Annotated in this window: 20 protein-coding genes and 1 pseudogene; 1 reads left to right on the top strand and 20 read right to left on the bottom strand. The window is 71.0% G+C overall.

The window, feature by feature from the left end:
- The first annotated feature begins 74 nt into the window (after positions 1-74).
- Complete coding sequence (locus ACWEQL_RS07680) at positions 75-695, top strand: hypothetical protein (protein ID WP_452149276.1); 621 nt, start codon at positions 75-77, stop codon at positions 693-695.
- A 3-nt stretch (positions 696-698) separates the two neighbouring features.
- On the opposite strand, the gene ACWEQL_RS07675 is transcribed toward ACWEQL_RS07680, so the two are convergent.
- From ACWEQL_RS07675 to rho, 20 genes and pseudogenes are all read right to left on the bottom strand, one after another.
- Positions 699-1,271 carry a cob(I)yrinic acid a,c-diamide adenosyltransferase gene (locus ACWEQL_RS07675; RefSeq protein WP_452149275.1) on the bottom strand — a complete coding sequence of 191 codons (573 nt, stop codon included), beginning with the start codon at positions 1,269-1,271 and terminating at the stop codon, positions 699-701.
- A 130-nt stretch (positions 1,272-1,401) separates the two neighbouring features.
- Positions 1,402-1,902: a DUF2550 domain-containing protein gene (locus ACWEQL_RS07670; RefSeq protein WP_452149274.1), complete on the bottom strand. Its 501-nt coding sequence runs from the start codon at positions 1,900-1,902 to the stop codon at positions 1,402-1,404.
- A 148-nt stretch (positions 1,903-2,050) separates the two neighbouring features.
- Positions 2,051-2,434 (bottom strand): F0F1 ATP synthase subunit epsilon, encoded by a 384-nt coding sequence (locus ACWEQL_RS07665; protein WP_452149273.1) that lies wholly within the window; start codon positions 2,432-2,434, stop codon positions 2,051-2,053.
- 184 nt (positions 2,435-2,618) lie between these two features.
- On the bottom strand, positions 2,619-4,064 hold the full coding sequence (gene atpD / locus ACWEQL_RS07660; protein WP_452149272.1) for a F0F1 ATP synthase subunit beta: 1,446 nt from the start codon (positions 4,062-4,064) through the stop codon (positions 2,619-2,621).
- Positions 4,065-4,066: 2 nt separating this feature from the next.
- Positions 4,067-4,981: a F0F1 ATP synthase subunit gamma gene (locus tag ACWEQL_RS07655; protein WP_452149271.1), complete on the bottom strand. Its 915-nt coding sequence runs from the start codon at positions 4,979-4,981 to the stop codon at positions 4,067-4,069.
- Between the two features lie 32 nt (positions 4,982-5,013).
- On the bottom strand, positions 5,014-6,588 hold the full coding sequence (gene atpA, locus ACWEQL_RS07650; RefSeq protein WP_452149270.1) for a F0F1 ATP synthase subunit alpha: 1,575 nt from the start codon (positions 6,586-6,588) through the stop codon (positions 5,014-5,016).
- A 148-nt stretch (positions 6,589-6,736) separates the two neighbouring features.
- Positions 6,737-7,552 (bottom strand): F0F1 ATP synthase subunit delta, encoded by an 816-nt coding sequence (locus tag ACWEQL_RS07645; protein WP_452149269.1) that lies wholly within the window; start codon positions 7,550-7,552, stop codon positions 6,737-6,739.
- Positions 7,549-8,112: a F0F1 ATP synthase subunit B gene (locus ACWEQL_RS07640; protein WP_452149268.1), complete on the bottom strand. Its 564-nt coding sequence runs from the start codon at positions 8,110-8,112 to the stop codon at positions 7,549-7,551. The genes ACWEQL_RS07645 and ACWEQL_RS07640 overlap by 4 nt, the downstream gene beginning before the upstream one ends.
- Before the next feature lie 34 nt (positions 8,113-8,146).
- On the bottom strand, positions 8,147-8,389 hold the full coding sequence (gene atpE / locus ACWEQL_RS07635; protein WP_030302757.1) for an ATP synthase F0 subunit C: 243 nt from the start codon (positions 8,387-8,389) through the stop codon (positions 8,147-8,149).
- 89 nt (positions 8,390-8,478) lie between these two features.
- Complete coding sequence (atpB, locus tag ACWEQL_RS07630) at positions 8,479-9,294, bottom strand: F0F1 ATP synthase subunit A (protein ID WP_452149267.1); 816 nt, start codon at positions 9,292-9,294, stop codon at positions 8,479-8,481.
- Positions 9,295-9,579: 285 nt separating this feature from the next.
- Positions 9,580-10,023, bottom strand: coding sequence for a hypothetical protein (locus ACWEQL_RS07625; RefSeq protein ID WP_452149266.1), 444 nt, complete (start codon positions 10,021-10,023; stop codon positions 9,580-9,582).
- A 299-nt stretch (positions 10,024-10,322) separates the two neighbouring features.
- Positions 10,323-11,669 carry a glycosyltransferase family 4 protein gene (locus ACWEQL_RS07620; RefSeq protein ID WP_452149265.1) on the bottom strand — a complete coding sequence of 449 codons (1,347 nt, stop codon included), beginning with the start codon at positions 11,667-11,669 and terminating at the stop codon, positions 10,323-10,325.
- 160 nt (positions 11,670-11,829) lie between these two features.
- Positions 11,830-13,122, bottom strand: coding sequence for a serine hydroxymethyltransferase (locus tag ACWEQL_RS07615; protein WP_452149264.1), 1,293 nt, complete (start codon positions 13,120-13,122; stop codon positions 11,830-11,832).
- Positions 13,123-13,248: 126 nt separating this feature from the next.
- Positions 13,249-13,890, bottom strand: coding sequence for an arsenate reductase/protein-tyrosine-phosphatase family protein (locus ACWEQL_RS07610; protein ID WP_452149316.1), 642 nt, complete (start codon positions 13,888-13,890; stop codon positions 13,249-13,251).
- A 29-nt stretch (positions 13,891-13,919) separates the two neighbouring features.
- On the bottom strand, positions 13,920-14,567 hold the full coding sequence (locus ACWEQL_RS07605) for an L-threonylcarbamoyladenylate synthase (RefSeq protein ID WP_452149263.1): 648 nt from the start codon (positions 14,565-14,567) through the stop codon (positions 13,920-13,922).
- A 105-nt stretch (positions 14,568-14,672) separates the two neighbouring features.
- Positions 14,673-15,539, bottom strand: coding sequence for a peptide chain release factor N(5)-glutamine methyltransferase (gene prmC / locus ACWEQL_RS07600; protein WP_452149262.1), 867 nt, complete (start codon positions 15,537-15,539; stop codon positions 14,673-14,675).
- Between the two features lie 70 nt (positions 15,540-15,609).
- Positions 15,610-16,686: a peptide chain release factor 1 gene (gene prfA / locus ACWEQL_RS07595; RefSeq protein WP_452149261.1), complete on the bottom strand. Its 1,077-nt coding sequence runs from the start codon at positions 16,684-16,686 to the stop codon at positions 15,610-15,612.
- A 149-nt stretch (positions 16,687-16,835) separates the two neighbouring features.
- Entirely contained in the window at positions 16,836-17,057 is a 222-nt protein-coding gene (rpmE, locus tag ACWEQL_RS07590; protein WP_329489607.1) for a 50S ribosomal protein L31, read from the bottom strand.
- A 215-nt stretch (positions 17,058-17,272) separates the two neighbouring features.
- Complete coding sequence (locus tag ACWEQL_RS07585) at positions 17,273-18,565, bottom strand: LCP family glycopolymer transferase (protein ID WP_452149260.1); 1,293 nt, start codon at positions 18,563-18,565, stop codon at positions 17,273-17,275.
- Positions 18,566-18,713: 148 nt separating this feature from the next.
- Positions 18,714-20,402: pseudogene (gene rho / locus ACWEQL_RS07580) on the bottom strand (transcription termination factor Rho); the annotation flags it as partial.
- Positions 20,403-20,484: the final 82 nt, after the last annotated feature.

The following is a 20,484-nucleotide window of genomic DNA, read 5'->3' as shown; positions in this document are numbered from 1 at the left end:
GACAGACGACGACGGGCGGCCGCGTCGCCGGAATGATCGTGGGCAGGATCGCCAGAGCCCCCGGGAGCCCAACCATGATCGTCACACTCATCCTCGCGGCCGAGGTCGCCTTCTGGGTGATCCTCGGGCTGGGGCTGGCCGCCCGCTACCTGCTGCGGTGGCGGCGGACCAGCACCGTGCTGCTGATCGGCCTGCCCGTCACCGACCTGGTGCTGTTCCTGCTCACCTTCCTCGACCTGCGCGGCGGCGCCTCCGCGAGCTGGACGCACGCCGTCGCCGCGAGCTACCTCGGCTTCTCGATCGGCTACGGCCCCTCCGTGGTCCGCTGGGCCGACGCCCGCTTCCTGCACCGCTTCGCCGGCGGCCCGAAGCCCCTGCCGGCCCCGAAGTACGGCCCGGAGCGGACGCGCTACGAGTGGCTGATATGCCGCCGCACGGTGATCTCCGCGGCGATCACGCTCTCGCTGATCACCGTGCTGAAGCTGTTCACCGACGCCACCGGCACCGAGGCGTTCACCGAGTGGTACTGGCGGCTGGGCCTGGCCGCCGGGATCAACGTCATCGTGGCGGCCTGCTACTCGATCTGGCCCAAGGAGGCGCCGGCCGGGGTGACCGTCGTGGACGGCCGGCCGGTCGACGCCCACCCGGCCGACGGGCGCCCGGCCGACGACGAGGAGAAGCTCCCCGCGCGGTGACCGCTAGCGGTTCTCCCCGGGCACCCAGAGCACGTCGCCCTGCTCCTTGTTGGCCGTGCGGGCCAGGATGAACAGCAGGTCGGAGAGCCGGTTCAGGTACTTGGCGGTCAGCGGGTTCACGGTGTCCCCGTGCACCTCGATGGCCGCCCAGGTGGCCCGCTCGGCCCGGCGCACCACCGTGCAGGCCAGGTGCAGGTACGCGGCGCCGGCGGTGCCGCCGGGCAGGATGAAGCTGCGCAGCTTCTCCAGCGACTCCAGGTAGTGGTCGCAGTCCGTCTCCAGCCGGTCGATGTACGACTGGAGCACCCGCAGCGGCGGGTACTTCGGGTCCTCCACCACCGGGGTCGCCAGGTCGGCGCCGACGTCGAAGAGGTCGTTCTGCACCCGGGTGAGCACCGCGGTGACGTCCTCGGGCAGCGCCCCGGCCGCGATGGCCACGCCGATGGCCGCGTTCGCCTCGTTGGTGTCCGCGTAGGCGACCAGCCGGGGGTCGGTCTTGGTGGTCCGGCTCATGTCGCCGAGCGCGGTGGTGCCGTCGTCGCCGGTACGGGTGTAGATGCGCGTCAGATTGACCATGCGCCCAGCCTAACGATCCGGTTAGGCGACGTTAACCTCGCAGGGCCTCTCCCGGGGTGAGTGCCCGGTCACTCCTCCGTGGCTCCCCAGCCTCCGGCCGGGGGCACCCCCAACCCCGAGGGTCCCGCCGCTACGCGACGTTCACCCTCTGCCCGGGCGGGGCGGCCTCCAGCCAGGCCAGGAAGCCGGTCAGCGCGTCCTCGCTCATCGCCAGCTCCAGCGGGGCGCCGTTGTGCAGGCAGCGCAGCACCACCGAGCCGGAGAGCAGGGCGAGCTCCTCCTGGCCCTCGGGGTAGCGCCGGCCGAGGACCTCGATCTCCCGGCGCGGCAGCACCCGGCGCGGGCGCGGCGCGTACGAGAAGACCCGGAACCACTCGATGGAGTCACCGCTGTACCGGCCGATACCAAAAACCCACCCCTTGCCATCGGTCTGGGGGACCGGGGCCGAGGTGGGTTTGCCGTTCTCGTCGAGGTCGGGCTGCGTCGAGGCGTCGGCGGGCATTTTGAGCCGGTAGCTGCAGTCGAACGTACCGCCGACGCGCTGGATGACCCGCCGGCGTACGGCGAAGGCCACCAGGCCGATCACTCCCAGTGCCACGACCGTCGCGCACACCACAAGGGCGAGGACCATGCTCACCGACCTCCTCGCTACCTGCGTTCCCCGTTACGGTCGTATCAAGCGACCGCGATGACCTACCAACTGATACGACAGTCCCGGGGTCACGCTCGCGCGTCCCCGGGACCGTCGGTCGACCCCGCCGCTGCGGGGTCCGGCGTGCTCAGGCGTGGGCCTTGAGGCCGCGCGCCGCGAACAGGCGCACCTCGGCGCGCCGCTCCGCGTGGGCGTCGACCTCGGACTTCGCCTTCTCCAGCGCGCGCTCCGCACGGGCGACGTCGATCTCGTCCGCCAGCTCGGCGATCTCCGCGAGCAGAGACAGCTTGTTGTCGGCGAAGGAGATGAAGCCGCCGTGCACGGCCGCGATCACGGTGCCGCCGTCCACCGTGCGGATGGTGACCGGACCGGTCTCCAGCACGCTCAGCACCGGGGTGTGACCCGGCATGATGCCGGTGTCGCCGGAGGCCGTACGGGCGACGACGATGGTGGCCGCACCGGACCACACCTTGCGGTCGGCTGCGACCAGCTCGACGTGCAGCTCAGCCAACGTGGGCTCCTAGGCTCATGCAACGCCCGATTACTCGGGAGTTTCGGTAAGAATAACGGGCCCGCGCCCCCGGGATGAAACCAGCGGCACGGATTTGACCGGAATCACAGCCGATGCGACGTGAGGGGTGGTCCCCAGGCTCGGGGGCCACCCCTCACGGTCACTCAGCTGCTACCGGCCGCGATTACTTCTTGGCCAGCTCGGCGGCGTTGCGCTCCAGGTCGTCGATGCCACCGCACATGAAGAAGGCCTGCTCCGGAACGGCGTCGTACTTGCCGTCCGCGATCGCGTTGAAGGCCTCGATGGTCTCCGACAGCGGCACGGTCGAACCCTCGACACCGGTGAACTGCTTCGCCACGTAGGTGTTCTGCGACAGGAAGCGCTCGATACGGCGGGCGCGGTGGACGGTGATCTTGTCGTCCTCGCTCAGCTCGTCGATACCGAGGATCGCGATGATGTCCTGGAGGTCCTTGTACTTCTGCAGGATCCCCTTGATACGGACGGCCGTGTCGTAGTGGGTCTGCGCGATGTACCGCGGGTCCAGGATGCGGGACGTGGAGTCCAGCGGGTCCACGGCCGGGTAGATGCCCTTCTCCGAGATCGGACGCGACAGAACGGTCGTCGCGTCCAGGTGGGCGAAGGTGGTGGCCGGGGCCGGGTCGGTCAGGTCGTCCGCGGGGACGTAGATCGCCTGCATCGAGGTGATCGAGTGACCGCGGGTCGAGGTGATGCGCTCCTGCAGGAGGCCCATCTCGTCGGCCAGGTTCGGCTGGTAACCCACCGCGGAGGGCATACGGCCGAGCAGGGTCGACACCTCGGAACCGGCCTGGGTGAACCGGAAGATGTTGTCGATGAAGAGGAGCACGTCCTGCTTCTCGACGTCACGGAAGTACTCCGCCATGGTCAGCGCGGACAGCGCGACGCGCAGACGGGTGCCCGGCGGCTCGTCCATCTGGCCGAAGACCAGCGCGGTCTTGTCCAGAACGCCCGAGTCGACCATCTCGTGGATGAGGTCGTTGCCCTCACGGGTGCGCTCGCCGACGCCGGCGAACACCGACACACCACCGAAGTTCTCGGCGACGCGGTAGATCATCTCCTGGATCAGAACGGTCTTGCCGACACCGGCGCCACCGAACAGACCGATCTTGCCACCCTGGACGTACGGGGTGAGCAGGTCGATGACCTTGATGCCGGTCTCGAACATCTCGGTCTTGGACTCGAGCTCCGAGAAGTTCGGCGCCTTGCGGTGGATCGGCCAGCGGACCTGGACCTCGGCGTCGAACGCGTCCTTGTCGACGTTCAGCACCTCACCGAGGGCGTTGAACACCTTGCCCTTGGTGATCTGGCCGACCGGCACGGAGATGGCGGCACCCGTGTCGGAGACCTGCGCGCCACGGATCAGGCCGTCGGTCGGCTGCATCGAGATGCCGCGGACCAGGCCGTCGCCGAGGTGCTGGGCGACCTCGAGGGTGAGGGTCTTCTTGCCCGTGCCGTCGGGGTTGTCCACCTCGACGTGCAGGGCGTTGAACATGTCCGGAATCGCGTCGACGGGGAACTCCACGTCGACGACCGGGCCGATGACCCGCGCGACGCGGCCCGTCGCCGTGGTCGGCTCAACAGTGGTGGTCATACTCATTCGCTCCCGCGGCTCGCGTCAGCGAGCGCGTTGGCGCCACCGACGATCTCGCTGATTTCCTGGGTGATCTCGGCCTGACGGGCCGAGTTGGCAAGCCGCGTGAGCGACTTGATGATCTCGCCGGCGTTGTCCGTCGCGCTCTTCATCGCACGCCGACGGGCGGCGTGCTCCGAAGCGGCCGACTGCAGCAGCGCGTTGTAGATCCGGCTCTCGACGTACCGCGGCAGCAGCGCGTCCAGGACGCCCTCCGCCGACGGCTCGAAGTCGTACAGCGGGAAGATCTCCGCCTTGGCCGGGCTCTGGTCGCTGAGCTGGACCTCGTCCAGCTTCAGCGGCAGCAGCCGCGCCTCCACCGCGTTCTGCGTCAGCATGGACACGAACTCGGTCGAGACCAGGTGGAGCTCGTCCACGCCGCCCGTCTCGGCCGTGAAGGCCTCGATCAGGTCCGCGGCCACGGCCTTGGCGTCACCGTAGGTCGGCTTGTCCGAGAAGCCCGTCCACGAGTCCGCGATCGTCAGGTCGCGGAACGTGTAGTACGAGACACCCTTGCGGCCGACGATGTAGGTCGCCACGTCCTTGCCCTCACCGCGCAGGCGCTCGGCGAGCGACTGCGCGGCCTTGATGGCGTTGGTCGAGTAGCCGCCCGCCAGGCCGCGGTCCGCCGTGATCAGCAGGACGGCGGCGCGCGAGGCGTTGGGGTTCTCGGTGGTGAGCGGGTGCTTGGCGTTGGACCGGGTGGCCACCGCCGTCACCGCCCGGGTGAGCTCGTCGGCGTACGGAGTGGAGGCGGCCACCGCGCGCTGCGCCTTGACGATGCGCGACGCGGAGATCATCTCCATCGCCTTGGTGATCTTCTTCGTCGCGGTGACAGTGCGGATCCGGCGCTTGTAGACCCGAAGCTGTGCTCCCATGGGTCGTTACGTCCTTTCCCTCGCTACCGGACTCAGGCCTGCTCGCCGAGCAGCTTGCCGTCGGCGGTGGTGAAGCCCTGCTTGAAGGCGGCGATCGCGCCGGTCAGCGCGTCGATGGTGCCGTCCTCCAGCTTGCCGGTCTCGACGATGCCCGCGAGCAGGTCCTTGTGCTGCAGGCGCAGGTTCTCCAGGAACTCGCGCTCGAAGCGGCGGATGTCGGCGACCGGGACGTCGTCCAGCTTGCCGGTGGTGCCGGCCCAGATGGAGACGACCTGCTCCTCGACCGGGAACGGCTGGTACTGGCCCTGCTTCAGCAGCTCGACCATGCGCGCACCGCGCTCCAGCTGGGCCTTGGAGGCCGAGTCCAGGTCGGAACCGAAGGCGGCGAACGCCTCCAGCTCGCGGTACTGGGCCAGGTCCAGGCGCAGGCGGCCGGCGACCGACTTCATGGCCTTGATCTGGGCGGAGCCACCGACGCGGGAGACCGAGATACCGACGTTCACGGCCGGGCGGATGCCGGCGTTGAACAGGTCGGACTCCAGGAAGCACTGGCCGTCGGTGATGGAGATGACGTTGGTCGGGATGTACGCCGAGACGTCGTTGGCCTTGGTCTCGATGATCGGCAGACCGGTCATCGAGCCGGCGCCCAGCTCGTCGGAGAGCTTGGCGCAGCGCTCCAGCAGGCGGGAGTGCAGGTAGAAGACGTCACCCGGGTACGCCTCGCGGCCCGGCGGGCGGCGCAGCAGCAGGGAGACGGAACGGTAGGCCTCGGCCTGCTTCGACAGGTCGTCGAAGATGATCAGGACGTGCTTGCCGTCGTACATCCACTCCTGGCCGATGGCGGAGCCGGTGTACGGGGCGAGGTACTTGAAGCCGGCCGGGTCGGAGGCGGGAGCGGCCACGATGGTGGTGTACTCCAGCGCGCCGGCCTCCTCCAGGGCGCCGCGGACGGACGCGATGGTGGAGCCCTTCTGGCCCACGGCGACGTAGATGCAGCGGACCTGCTTCTTCGGGTCGCCCGAGCGCCAGTTGTCGCGCTGGTTGATGATCGTGTCGATCGCGACCGCGGTCTTGCCGGTCTGGCGGTCGCCGATGATCAGCTGACGCTGGCCGCGGCCGATCGGGGTCATCGCGTCGATGGCCTTGATGCCGGTCTGCATCGGCTCGTGGACCGACTTGCGGACCATGACGCCGGGGGCCTGCAGCTCCAGGGCGCGGCGGCCGGTCGTGGCGATGTCGCCCAGACCGTCGATCGCGTTGCCCAGCGGGTCCACGACGCGGCCGAGGTAGCCGTCGCCGACCGGGACGGAGAGGACCTCGCCGGTGCGGCGCACCGTCTGGCCCTCCTCGATGCCGCTGAACTCACCGAGGACGACGACACCGATCTCGCGGGTGTCGAGGTTCAGCGCGAGGCCGAGCGTGCCGTCCTCGAACTTCAGCAGCTCGTTGGCCATGACCGAGGGCAGGCCCTCGACCTTGGCGATGCCGTCCATCGCCTCAGTGACCGTGCCGACCTCTTCCACAGAGGCCGCGTCCGGCTGGTACGACTGGACAAAGTCGGCCAGCGCGTCCCGGATCTCCTCCGGACGGATCGTAAGCTCCGCCATCAGGCTTCCCTGCTCTCCTAGTTTGCGATCCTCGGCCCGCCATTGAGGGCCGCAAGTATTCGACTCTCGGCCGGGTCTCTCGAACCGGCCGTACGATTTGCCGGCTCCGGGGAGCCGGGTCCCGACCGAGGGTCGGATGGGCTGGTGCTCAGCCTTCGAGCGACTGGCGAGCGCCTTCGAGGCGGCTCGACACGGTGCCGTCGATGATCTCGTCGCCGATCTGCACCCGGACGCCGCCGACGACCTCGGGGTCGACGTCGATGTTCAGGTGGACCTGGCGGCCGTAGAGCCGGCCCAGAGCACCCGACAGGCGCTCCTTCTGGCCGTCCGACAGCGGCACCGCGGTGGTGACCAGGGCCACCACGCGCCCGCGCCGCGCCGCGGCGAGCTTGGAGTAGGACTCCAGGCCCTGCTCCAGGCTACGGCCACGCGGGTTGGTGACGAGGCTGGTGACCAGCCGGACGGTGGCCGCGTTGGCCTTGCCGCCGAGCAGCTTCTTGATCAGCGACGCCTTGGCGGCGTTGCCGGCCTTCGGCTCGGTCAGCGCGGAGCGCAGCTCGTGCGAGCCGCTCGCCACCCGGCCGAACCGGAACAGCTCGTCCTCGACGTCGTCCAGGGCACCGGCCTTGTCGGCGGCGGTGACCTCGGCGTACGCGGCCAGCTCCTCGACACCGTCGACCAGGTCACGCGGACCCGACCAGCGGGAGCGGACCAGGCCGGAGACCAGGTCGAGGGTCTCGCCGGAGACCTGACCGGTCAGCAGCGACGACACCAGCTGGGCCTTGTCCTGACCGGACCGCGAGGGGTCGGTCAGGACGCGGCGCAGCGACACCTCACGGTCCAGCAGGACCGTCACGGCGGCGAGCTCCTCGGCGAGCTTGGCCGGGTCCACCGAGGTGGAGTCGGTCAGGCTCTCCAGGTTCTCCCGGCCGGCGGCGAGGGCCTCGCGGCTGGCGCCGATCACTTGGCCGCGCCCTGGGCAGCGGTGGCCTTGGCCTCCAGCTCGTCCAGGAAGCGGTCGATGACGCCGCTCTGCCGGGCGTGGTCCTCAAGGGACTCACCCACGATGCGGGAGGCCAGCTGGGAGGCCAGCGAACCCACGTCCTGGCGCAGGGCGGCAGTCGCCTGCTTCTTGTCGGCCTCGATCTGGGCGTGGCCGGCCGCGACGATGGCCTCGCGCTGACGCAGGCCCTCCTCGCGCATCTCGGCGAGCTGGGCAGCACCCTGCTCGCGCGCCTGCTCCACGATCTTGGCGGCCTCGTGGCGCGCCTCCGCGAGCTCGGCACGGTACTGCTCAAGCAGGGCCTGAGCCTCGGCCTGAGCGGCCTCGGCCCGCTCCATGCCGCCCTCGATGGCGTCCCGACGCTCCGTCAGCACCTTCTCGATGCTGGGGAGGAGCTTCTTGCCGAGAATGCCGAAGACGATGAAGAAGCAGATCAGGCCGATGATGATCTCGGGCCACGCGGGGAGCAGGGGGTTCATGATCTCCCCCTCCTCCTGCGCGAGCTGGGCCGCGATGCTCATATCTGGACCTTCCTCGAAGGGTCTACGGCGGGGATTACTTGGGGCCCTGGCCGAAGACGAACGGCATGACGATGCCGATGAGGGCGAGCGCCTCGGTCAGCGCGAAGCCGATGAACATGTTGGAACGGATCAGGCCGGCGGCCTCGGGCTGACGGGCCATGGCCTGGACGCCGTTGCCGAAGATGAGACCGACACCGATGCCGGGGCCGATCGCGGCGAGGCCGTAGCCGATGGAAGCGACGGAACCGTAGACGCCGACCTCAGCGAGCATGCTCATTGCAGTGTGTCCTTTGCAGGGGTGGTGAACCGGTGGTGATTGGCCACCGGGCGTTCCGGGGGTGGTTCAGGAGGGCCGTGGCCCCTGGCTCAGTGCGCCTCTTCCAGGGCACCGGCGATGTAGCTGCTGGCCAGCATCACGAAGATGTAGGCCTGCAGGAACTGGACCAGCAGCTCGAAGGCGGTCAGGCCGACGGCCACCACGAAGGAGGCGGTGCCGTAGAGCGCGCCCAGGGTCGGGCTGAGCAGGTACCAGGAGGCGATGGAGAACATCACGATCAGCAGGTGGCCGGCGAACATGTTCGCGAAGGCTCGGACCGCGAGCGTGAAGGGGCGCACGAAGATGTTCGAGAAGAACTCGATCGGCACCAGGATGAACATGACCCAGCCGGGGATGCCCGACGGCCAGCAGAGGTTCTTCAGACCGCCGACGAAACCGTGCTTCTTGAAGGTCAGACCCATGTAGGTGACCCAGACGACCAGCGCGAGGCCGGCCGGGAACGCGATCGCGGCCGTCACCGGGAACTGGGCGAACGGAATGATCGACATGATGTTCATCAGCCAGACGAAGAAGAACATCGAGACCAGCATCGGGACGTACTTCTCGCCCTTCTTGCCGATCGTCTCCAGCACGATGGAGCGCTTGACGAAGTCGTAGCCGATCTCACCGACCAGCTGCAGCTTCCCCGGAACCAGACGCGGCTTGGCGAAGGCGGCCCAGAAGAAGACGACCACCAGCATCGCGACGATGATCGACAGCAGCATCGGCTTGTTGAACTCGACGCTGCCGATCGTGAAGATCGGCTCGAACTGGAACTCGTTCAGGCCCGGGGCCGGGAAGCCGCAGCCAGCGTCCCCGAAGTGGCAACTGCCTGAGGCGAGCGAGGACGTGAGTTCAGCACTCACCACGGACTCCTTCGTCGTGACGCATGGATACGGCAACCTCGGTGTGTCGGCGTGGCCTGCGGCCACGGAGCGGCACTTGAACTTGATGGGTTTCTCGCCGACCCGGCGCGGCAGTGCTGAGCACCGCCGCGGGATCATCGAAGACTTCACGGACCCGGGGGGCGATCCGTCCGCTGTTCGGACAGACCAGGCCTCTTCCCGTACTCCGTTGTTGCGACGGACGATAGCAGCCCGTCAGTGCGGCATAAACACCGCCCCCCTCGTTGGGGGGACAGTCAGGCCTCGTCACTGTTGACGCCCCGAGTCGGAAGGCTTGTCGCCCTTGTTTTCGGAGGCGTCGGGGTTGACGTAGAACATCTTGGCCTTCAGTGCGCCGCGCACCTGGAAACCGGTCCAGATCAGAGCGCAGCCGAGCAACGTGAAGGCGAACGTCTGTCGGTTGAACAGCGTCGTGTCCTTGAACACCGCGAGAACGATGCCGACCAACAGGATCTGCGTGGTGTACACCAGGAGCGCCGCGGCCATCAGGATGTGCGGATTGTTCCTGGTCAGCCGGTCGAGGGCGACCTGGCCGAAGCTGAAGAACGCCATCACCAGCAGCGCTCCGAAGAGTGCGCCGAGCATCCCCTTGGTGCCCGCGACGGCGAACGAGATCACCATCGCGACGATTCCGGCGATCGCAGTGGGGATCGCGGCGCCCCGGAGGATCCGGGCGTCGGTGGACGGCATGTCGGCAACTCCGGCGGCATGTCGATGTGGCGGGGGGACTGGCGGGAAGCGTGGTGGGTGGCACCGGACCGAGAGGGTCGCCGCCGGCCGGCCGCTTGGCGGCGAGCCGTCGAGGGAGACCGACCAGGGACGGATGACGTCCACCTGTCTGGTCTTTCGGCGTGTTCTCGGTACTCGTGAACGGTATCACAAACTATTTGATGAGAGCTTTACCATGAATGTGTGGTACCTGTCACACCGGTGGCCCAATAGTGCCGCCGTACGGGTGAAGGGTCTTGACGGTCCATCAGCCCCCTGGATCAGCTCCGGGAGCTCCCCCGGCCCCGGCCGCCGACCGCCGAGGAACCTTCACCGAGACGGCCCAGCAACTCCTTGTCCTTGGCCGACAGCTCCGCCATCGGCTCCCCCGCCGCCACCGACGGGGACTCCCCGCGCGCGGCCCCGGCGCGCGCCTCGCCGCCGCGGCCCGCGCCGCGCCTGCGGTAGCGCGGCGGGACGAAGGCCTGCACCGCCTGCGGGGCGTGCGGGCGGAAGCGCGGGGTGAGCAGCACCACCAGGCCGACCAGGCAGAGCCCGGCCAGGGTGAGGATCACGGTGCGGCCGGTGTCGGTCACCGAGAAGGCGACGGTGCCGAAGGCGATCAGCGCGGCCCAGAAGTACATGATCAGCACGGCGCGGCTGTGCGAGTGTCCGACCTGGAGCAGCCGGTGGTGCAGGTGACGCTTGTCCGCGGCGAACGGCGACTGGCCGGCCCAGGTCCGCCGGACCACCGCGAGCAGCAGGTCGGCCAGCGGCAGCGCGATGACCGTCAGCGGCAGCAGCAGCGGGATGTACAGGGGCACCAGGGCGTGCACGGCGGCGGTCTGCGAACCGGCCTCGCTCTGCAGCAGGTCGGGGTCGACCCGGCCGGTGATGGAGATCGCGGCGACGGCCAGCATCAGACCGAGCATCATCGAGCCGGAGTCGCCCATGAAGATGCGGGCCGGGTGCACGTTGTGCGCCAGGAAGCCCAGGGTCATGCCGATCAGCAGCACGCTGAACAGCACGGCGGGGGCCGCGTCCTGGATGGAGTACCCGTACCAGAGCCGGTAGGAGTACAGGAAGAAGGCCGAGGCGGCGATGCAGACCATGCCGCCGGCCAGGCCGTCCAGGCCGTCGATGAAGTTCACCGCGTTGACCATGACGACCACCAGGGTCACCGAGATGACCATGCCCTGGGTGGGGCTGACGACGAGGGTGCCGAAGTCGGCGCCGGGCACCGGGAGGGTGATCACCGTGACGCCCTGCCAGACCATCACGCCGGCGGCGATCATCTGGCCGCCCAGCTTCACCAGGGCGTCGACGCCCCACTTGTCGTCCAGCACGCCCAGCACGAACATGATCCCGGCGCCGGAGAGCAGCGCGCGGATGTCGGTGCCCTGGGCGAAGACCTTGCTGAGGTTGTCCAGCTGCGAGGCGACCAGGATGCCGGCGCAGAGGCCGCCGAACATGGCGATGCCGCCCAGCCGGGGGGTGGGCTCGCGGTGCACGTCACGGGCGCGCACCGGCGGCATGGCGCCGGCCGCGATGGCGAACTTCCGGGTCGGACCGGTCAGGAGGTAGCTGACGGCCGCGGTGCAGAACAGCACGAGCAGGTACTCACGCACCACTGACCTCCTGTGTCACAGTCCGGCGGGTGAGTACCGACGGTACTTCCGCGCTCTTCCGGGGTTCGAGGTGCGTCGCCACGGCACACACCTTATTGAGTCCGACGCCGACGGTGCGCATCGCGGTTCGCACTGGCGGGTAGGAGATCCGTTCGGCCCGCTACCGGCGGCCCGCGAAGGCCCGCGCGATCTCGCGCACCCGGGCGGCGGTCCCGGCATCGCCGCGGGAGTCCGTGCCCCCGGTGAGCAGCCGGGCGATCAGCCCGGCCAGCTCCGCGAGCTCGCTCTCGCCCATGCCCTGGGAGGTCACCGTACCCGTCCCGAGCCGGATCCCGGAGGTCTCCGAGGGCGGCGCCTGGTCGAACGGCAGTGCGCACTTGCCGAGCATCAGTCCCGCGGCGGCGCAACGGCGCTCCGCCTCGGCCCCGGTGAGGCCGAGCGGCGAGACGTCGGCGGTCACCAGGTGGGTGTCCGTGCCGCCGGTCAGCAGGGGCATCCCGGCCGCCGCGAGCCCGGCCGCCAGCACCCGCGCCCCCGCCACCGTGCGGTGCGCGTAGGCCCGGTACTCCGCGGTGCCGGCCTCGGCCAGCGCCACCGCCTTCGCGGCGACCTCGTTCATCGCCGCGCCGCCCTGGCTGAACGGGAACACCGCCCGGTCCACCCGGTCGGCCAGTTCGGCGGTGCACAGCAGCAGACCGCCGCGCGGGCCGCGCAGCAGCTTGTGGGTGGCGGCCACGGTCACGTCGGCGTACGGCACCGGGGAGGGCGCGATCCCGGCCGCGACCAGGCCGGTGGTCTGGGCGGCGGCGGCGATCAGGTAGGCGTCCACCTCGTCGGCGATCTCCCGGAAGGCCGCCCAGTCCAGGTGGCGCGGGTGGGAGATGCCGCCGGCCACGATCGCCTTCGGGCGGTAGCGCCGGGCCAGCTCGCGGACCTGGTCGAGGTCGACCAGCCCGTCGTCCTCGCGCACCCCGTAGCCGACGAAGTCGAACCAGCGGCCGGAGAAGTTGGCCCGCGAGCCGCAGCTGAGGTGGCCGCCGTGCTGCAGGGACATCGCGAGCACCACGTCGCCGGGCCGCAGCAGCGCCGCGTACGCCGCCAGCATCGCGGAAGTGGCCGACCGGGGCTGGACGTTGGCGTGCGGGGCGGCGAAGAGTCCGCGCGCCCGGTCGACCGCCAGCAGTTCGGCGGCGTCCGCCAGCGCGCAGCCGGTGTGGTGGCGCCGGCCGGGGTAGCCCTCGGCGTACTTGTCGATCAGCGGGCCGGTGAGCGCCGCCAGGACCGCCGGGCTGGTGAGGTTCTCCCCCGCCAGCAGCTGGATCGTCTCCGCCCGCCGTTCGGCCTCCGCGGCCAGCAGGTCGGCCAGCTGCGGATCGGCCCGGAACAGCGTCTCCTCGGGCCGTCCGGGGGCCGTCGCGGGCAGGGGGCCGGTCGCGGCATCGGTGACGGTCATGGCGGGGCTCCCGGGCGCGGCGGGGTGTGGGGGACCTCCGGCGGTGACCGGGGGCGTCCCTCCAGCGTATGACCGCCCGGGGCGCCCGGCCCGCCGACGCGGGCGGGGTGCACCCGGCCGGGCGGGTCAGTGGCGCGCCGGTACTCCGGTCAGCGCCGTGACGACCGGGTCCACCGCGTGGAATATCTCCTCGCCGCAGTTGCGGAACATCCCGATCGGCGCGCCGTACGGGTCGTGCACCTCGTCGGACTCCGGGCTGGCCGCCAGCAGCCAGCCGCGCAGCGCGGCGGCGGCGCGCACCAGGGCGCGGGCCCGCTCGGTGACGTCCGCGCCGCGCCGGGGGTCGGGCAGGGTGCCCGGGTCTATCGTGCGCACCAGCCGGGTGAACTCCTTCAGCGTGAAGGTGCGCAGCCCCGCCTCGTGGCCCATCGAGATGACCTGGGCCCGGTGGTCGAGGGTGGCGGTGAGCACGAGGTCCGCCTCGACCACGTGCTCGTCCAGCAGCTCGCGGCCGGTGAAGCCCCCGCTGTCGGCGCCGTACTCGTCCAGCACGGTGGCGGCGTGCTCCTCCATCGGCGCGCCCTCGTGGCCCCAGGTGCCGGCGCTCTCCACCAGGATGCGGCCGGCCACCCGGGGGCTGAGCCGGGTGTCCAGCTCACGCCGGGTGAGCCGCTCGGCGATCGGCGAGCGGCAGATGTTGCCGGTGCAGACGAAGAGGATCCGGAAGTGGTCCAGCGGCCGCGGTCCCACGCTCAGGTACGGCGATATGCCGGGCCCGGCATGGAGGGAGGCGGCCGTCAACTGCCGGCCTCCAGGTCGGGGACGACCTCCCTCAGCTGCTCGACGCTGATCGCACCGGCCCGCAGCAGCACCGGGACCTTGCCGGTGACGTCGACGATCGACGAGGCGGTGGCGTGGTCGGCGGTGCCGCCGTCCAGGTACACCGAGATGGCGTCGCCGAGCTGCTGCTGGGCCTCGTCGCAGGTGGCCGGCGACGGGCCGCCGGTGCGGTTGGCGCTGGAGACGGCCAGCGGGCCGGTGGTGTTCAGCAGCTCGATGGCGACCGGGTGCAGCGGCATCCGCACCGCGACGGTGCCGCGGGTCTCGCCGAGGTCCCAGCGCAGCGAGGGCTGGTGCCTGGCGACCAGGGTGAGCCCGCCGGGCCAGAACGCGTCGACCAGCTCCCAGGCCTGCTCGGAGAAGTCGGTGACCAGGCCGTGCAGGGTGGTGGGCGAGCCGACCAGCACCGGTGAGGGCATGTTGCGGCCGCGGCCCTTGGCGGCCAGCAGCGCGCCGACGGCCTCCGGGGAGAAGGCGTCCGCGCCGACGCCGTACAGGGTGTCGGTGGGCAGCACGACGAGTTCGCCCCGGCGGATGGCCGAGGCGGCCTCGCGCAGGCCGGTGGCGCGGTCCCCGGTGTCGGCACAGTCGTAGCGGCGGCTCATCGGTACGGTCCCCTTCCGGAACGGCTCATCACTGCCAGGCCCCGCGGGCCGTGGCGCAGCGCTTGGTGTTCGCCCTCGCGGCCACCCTCGTGGTCACCTCGGTGGTCACAACGAGGCCTTTCGGGCCGTGGTGAAGCGCGGGCGGTTGTTCAGGTCGCGGTGGTCGGCGGCGTCGGTCCAGCCGGCTTCCTCGTTGAAGATCCACGGGACCTGGCCGCCCTGGGTGTCGGCGTGCTCGATGACCACCACGCCGCCCGGGCGCAGCAGCCGGGCGGCGACCCGCTCGATGCCCCGGATGGTGTCCAGGCCGTCCTCGCCGGAGAACAGCGACATCCGCGGGTCGTGGTCGCGGGCCTCGGGCGCCACGTACTCCCACTCGGTGAGCGGGATGTACGGCGGGTTGGAGATGACCAGGTCGAAGCGGCCGTCCCAGGAGCGGTCGTCCGCGAAGGCCCGGGTGGCGTCGCCGGCGTGCAGGGTGACCCGGGCGCGGTCGCCGCTGGTGGCGATGTTGCGCTCGGTGTACCGCAGCGCGCCCTCGTCCAGCTCGAAGGCGTGGACGACGGAGCGCGGCAGCTCCTGGGCGAGGGCGAGCGCGATGGCGCCGGAGCCGGAGCACAGGTCGACCACCAGCGGCTCGGCGACGTCCATGTCGCGGACGGCGTTTATGGCCCACTCGACGACGGTCTCGGTCTCCGGGCGCGGCACGAACACGCCCGGGCCGACCTCCAGCTCCAGGTAGCGGAAGAAGGCCCGGCCGGTGATGTGCTGCAGCGGCTCCCGGGCCTCGCGGCGCGAGACCGCCTCCCAGTAGCGGGCGTCGAAGTCGGCGTCCGGCACGGTGTGCAGCTGGCTGCGCTTGACGTGGTGGACGTGCGCCGCGAGCTCCTCCGCGTCGAAGCGCGGCGACGGCACACCGGCCGCGGCCAACCGCTGGGTGGCCTGGGCCACCTCGGCGAGCAGCAGGTTCATCCGTACGACCTCTTGTTTCCGCGCTCTGGCGTATCCGCCGGGCCTTCGCGCCGGCTCGGTTCTGGCGGTCTCAGCTCTGCTGGGCGGCGGCGAGCTTGGCCGCGGCGTCCGCGTCGACACAGGACTGGATCACCGCGGCGAGCTCGCCGTCCAGGACCTGGTCCAGGTTGTACGACTTGAAGCCCGTGCGGTGGTCCGAGATGCGGTTCTCGGGGTAGTTGTAGGTCCGGATCCGCTCGGAGCGGTCGACCGTGCGGACCTGGCTGCGGCGGGCGTCGGAGGCCTCCCGCTCGGCCTCCTCCTGCGCGGCCGCCAGCAGCCGCGAGCGCAGGATGCGCATCGCCTGCTCCTTGTTCTGGAGCTGGCTCTTCTCGTTCTGGCAGGAGGCCACGATACCGGTCGGGAGATGGGTGATCCGGACCGCCGAGTCGGTCGTGTTGACCGACTGGCCGCCGGGGCCGGAGGAGCGGTAGACGTCGATCCGCAGGTCGTTGGCGTGGATCTCGACCTCGACCTCCTCGGCCTCCGGGGTGACCAGCACGCCCGCCGCCGAGGTGTGGATGCGGCCCTGCGACTCGGTGGCGGGGACGCGCTGCACGCGGTGCACGCCGCCCTCGTACTTCAGCCGGGCCCAGACGCCCTGGCCGGGCTCGGCGTTGCCCTTGGTCTTCACGGCCACCGAGACGTCCTTGTACCCGCCGAGGTCGGACTCGTTGGAGTCGATGATCTCGGTCTTCCAGCCGATCCGCTCGGCGAAGCGCAGGTACATCCGGAGCAGGTCACCGGCGAACAGCGCGGACTCCTCGCCGCCCTCGCCCGCCTTGATCTCCAGGATGACGTCCTTCTCGTCGCTCGGGTCGCGCGGGACCAGCAGCAGCCGCAGCTCCTCGGTCAGCTCCTCGCGGCGCGCCTCGGAGTCCTTCACCTCGGCGAGGAACTCGGGCTCCTCGGCGGCGAGTTCGCGAGCGGCCTCGATGTCCTCGCCGGCCTGCCGCCACTCCCGGTAGACCCGGGTGATCGGGGTCAGCTCGGCGTAGCGCTTGGCCAGCTTGCGGGCGTTCGCCTGGTCGGCGTGGACGGACGGGTCGGCCAGCCTCTTTTCGAGGTCGGCGTGCTCGACGAGGAGCTCTTCGACTGCCTCGAACATGGGGGCCTTCTTCCCGTGGGAGCCGGTGGGGGGGGTGAGGAGCGTTGGGTGGGGAGCGCGGGGGACGAGCGTGGTGGGACGCGAACGGCGCCGGTCCCAGCGCCCCCGAAACGTGTACGGGGACGCCGGAGACCGGCGCCGAGGGAGCGCTAGGCCTTCGCGCTGTGCTGCTTGCCGAAGCGGGCCTCGAAGCGGGCCACGCGGCCACCGGTGTCGAGGATCTTCTGCTTGCCGGTGTAGAACGGGTGGCACTGCGAGCAGACCTCGGCGCGGATCTCGCCACTGGTCTCGGTCGAGCGGGTGGTGAACTCGGCGCCGCAGGTGCAGGTCACATGGGTGACCACGTACTCGGGGTGAACGTTGGGCTTCAAGGGGTTCTCCTAGTGATTCGGGAGGGCACCGGGTCGGCGGCGGGAAGCCGCACGTGAACCGGGACCGACGGACCAGTCTGCCAGGACCGGCCGCTTCTTCCCAAACCGGGGCGCGTCCCGGGATATTCCGGGCATCCGCCGCCCCTGCCCGACAGGCCCGTCGGCCGTCCGCCGGAGGTGTGCCGGCGGCTCCCGGCCGGCCTCCCGGGGGCGGCTCACCGGCCCGCGGACGGGCTGGTGAAGGGGCTCGTGCCGGTGCCCGTGCGGGGGCTCGCGTACGGACTCGTGTACGGACTCGTGTACGGGCTGACCAGCGGACTCACCCGGGGGCTCACCTGCGGACCCACCTGCGGGCCGGCGGAGGCCGCCGTGGACGGGCCGGCGGAGGCGCCCGCGGAGGTGCCCGTCGAGGCCCGCTTCGAGGCGGTCGGGGAGGCCCCCTGGCCGGCCTTCGGGGTGCCCTGCGCGGGGTTGGACGGCTGGGCGCTCACGACCTCCACCGGAACGGTCCGGTCGGCCTTCAGGGCCGCCCACAGCTGATCGGCCTGCGGCTGGCGGGCGACCACCCGGTTGGGGTCGCCGGGGGCCGCGACCACCGGCAGGGTGACCATGGTCAGCTGGTCGGGCCCGATCCCCCGCAGTTCCTGGGCGAGCCCCACCAGGGAGTTCACCGAGCCGAGGGCGGAGTCGGTGGTGATGCTGCGGGTCAGCGTGTCGCCGAGCGACCAGAGCCGGACCGGGTTGGTGAGCAGGCCGAGCCCGCCGACCTGCTGGAGCAGCGAGCGCACCATCTGCTGCTGGAGCTCGATCCGGCCGAGGTCGCTGCCGTCGCCGACGCCGTGCCGGGTGCGGACGAAGGCCAGCGCCCGGGTGCCGTCGAGGTGGTGGGTGCCGGGCTGGAGGTCCAGTCCGCTGTCCTTGTCGTGGATCGGCACGGTGGTGGTCACGGTGGCACCGCCCATCGCGTCGACGACCCGGGCGAAGCCGGCGAAGTCGATCTCCAGGTAGTGGTCCATCCGCAGGCCGGTGAACTGCTCGGCGGTCTTCACCGCGCACGCGGCGCCGCCGTTCTCGTAGGCACTGTTGAACATGGCGCGCTTGGCGGCCGGCACGGCCTTGCCCTTGGCGTCCACGCACTCGGGCCGGGGCACCAGGGTGTCGCGCGGTATCGACACCACGTCGGCGCGCGAGTGGTCCTGGTTGACGTGCACCACCATCGCGGTGTCCGAGCGGGCGGTGCCGTCGGCCGCGCCGCCGGCCAGCTCGCCGTTGCCGCCGGCCCGGGAGTCCGAGCCGAGCACCAGCAGGTTGAACGATCCGTCGGTGGCGGCCGGGGGCCGGGCGGTGCCCAGCTGGGCGTCGATGTCGACGCTCTTCAGATTGCCGTTGAAGGTGAGGTACGCGTACCCGGCCGCCCCCGCGCCGAGGACGACGAGCCCCGCGAACGCGCAGGCGGCCACCCGCAGGACCTTGCGGCGGCGGCTGAGGACCCTCTTCTGCTCGGCCATACGGTCCAGCATAGGTCGGACATAGCGGTCTAAAGACCTTGAAATATCGCAACTCGGGAGCGGGCCCCCGCCTCACCCTCCGGACGCGCCGGAACCCCGGACCGCTCGCGCGGTCCGGGGTTCCGTGTCAGCCGGGACTCGTCCCCGGTCAGTCGCCCGACCCGGGGGTCGTCTTGGCGATCTGCATCAGGAACTCGGCGTTGCTCTTGGTCTGCTTCATCTTGTCCAGCAGCAGCTCGATCGCCTGCTGCGAGTCGAGCGCGTGCAGCACCCGGCGGAGCTTCCAGACGACGGCCAACTCCTCGTTGCCCAGCAGGATCTCCTCCTTGCGGGTGCTGGAGGCGTCGACGTCGACGGCCGGGAAGACGCGCTTGTCCGAGAGCTTCCGGTCGAGCTTGAGCTCCATGTTGCCGGTGCCCTTGAACTCCTCGAAGATGACCTCGTCCATCCGCGAGCCGGTCTCGACCAGCGCGGTGGCCAGGATCGTCAGCGAGCCGCCGTTCTCGATGTTGCGCGCGGCACCGAAGAACTTCTTCGGCGGGTACAGCGCGGTCGAGTCGACACCACCGGACAGGATGCGGCCGGAGGCCGGCGCCGCCAGGTTGTAGGCGCGGCCCAGGCGGGTGATCGAGTCCAGCAGGATCACCACGTCGTGGCCCAGCTCCACCAGGCGCTTGGCGCGCTCGATGGCGAGCTCGGCGACCGTGGTGTGGTCCTCGGCCGGGCGGTCGAAGGTCGAGGAGATGACCTCGCCCTTCACCGACCGCTGCATGTCGGTGACCTCCTCCGGACGCTCGTCGACCAGGACGACCATCAGGTGGCACTCGGGGTTGTTGTGGGTGATCGCGTTGGCGACCGCCTGCAGCACCATCGTCTTGCCGGTCTTCGGCGGCGCGACGATCAGACCGCGCTGGCCCTTGCCGATCGGCGACACCAGGTCGATGATCCGGGTGGTCAGCACGCCCGGGTCGGTCTCCAGGCGCAGCCGCTCCTGCGGGTACAGCGGGGTCAGCTTGTTGAACTCGGGGCGGCCGCGGCCGCTCTCCGGGTCCATGCCGTTGACGGAGTCCAGGCGCACCATGGCGTTGAACTTCTCGCGGCGCTCGCCGTCGCGCGGCTGGCGCACGGCGCCGGTGATCGCGTCACCCTTGCGCAGGCCGTTCTTGCGGACCTGGGCGAGCGAGACGTAGACGTCGTTCTGGCCCGGCAGGTAGCCGGAGGTGCGCACGAACGCGTAGTTGTCGAGGATGTCGAGGATGCCCGCGACCGGGATCAGGACGTCGTCCTCGCCGACCTGCGGCTCGGCCACGCCGGCCTCGAAGCCCTCGCGGCGGCCACGGCCGCGGCGGTCGCGGTAGCGGCCACGACGGCCACGACGGCCGTCGCCGAACTCGTCGTCCTCGTAACCGCCCTGCTGGGCCTGCGGCTGGGCCGGCGGGGCCTGGCGGGTCTGCTGGGCGTCCTGGGCGCCCTGCTGCTGGCCGCCCTGCTGGCCCTGGCGGTCGGCGCGGTCACGGCGGTTGCGGCGGTCGCGGCGCGACTCGCGCCCCTCGCCGTCCTGGCCGGCCTGGATCTCGCCGCCCTCCTGGCGGTCCGCGCGCTCGCCGCCCTCGCGGCGGTCACGACGGTCACGACGGTCGCGCCGGGTCTCGGTGCGGCCCTCCTCGCGGCCCTCGAAGGCACGGGTCTCGGCCGCACGGGTCTCGGCCTGCTTGGCCTCGGTGACGACCGCGGCCGGGGCCTCGGCCGCGGCCTCGGCGGTCGGGGCGCCGGCGGCCGAGGTGGCACGGCGGCGGGTGCGCTCGGCGCGGGCCGGCGCGGCGGTCTCGGCGGCGGCCTGCCAGCTGCCGCAGTCGCTCGTCCAGCACGTACAGACCGGTGTTGGCCAGCGGACGGCCGATGCTCACCGCATCCGCCCC

The organism is Kitasatospora sp. NPDC004240, from assembly GCF_053603215.1.
Note: the sequence above shows the minus strand (reverse complement) of the source record. Positions and strands in the feature narration are given on the sequence as shown.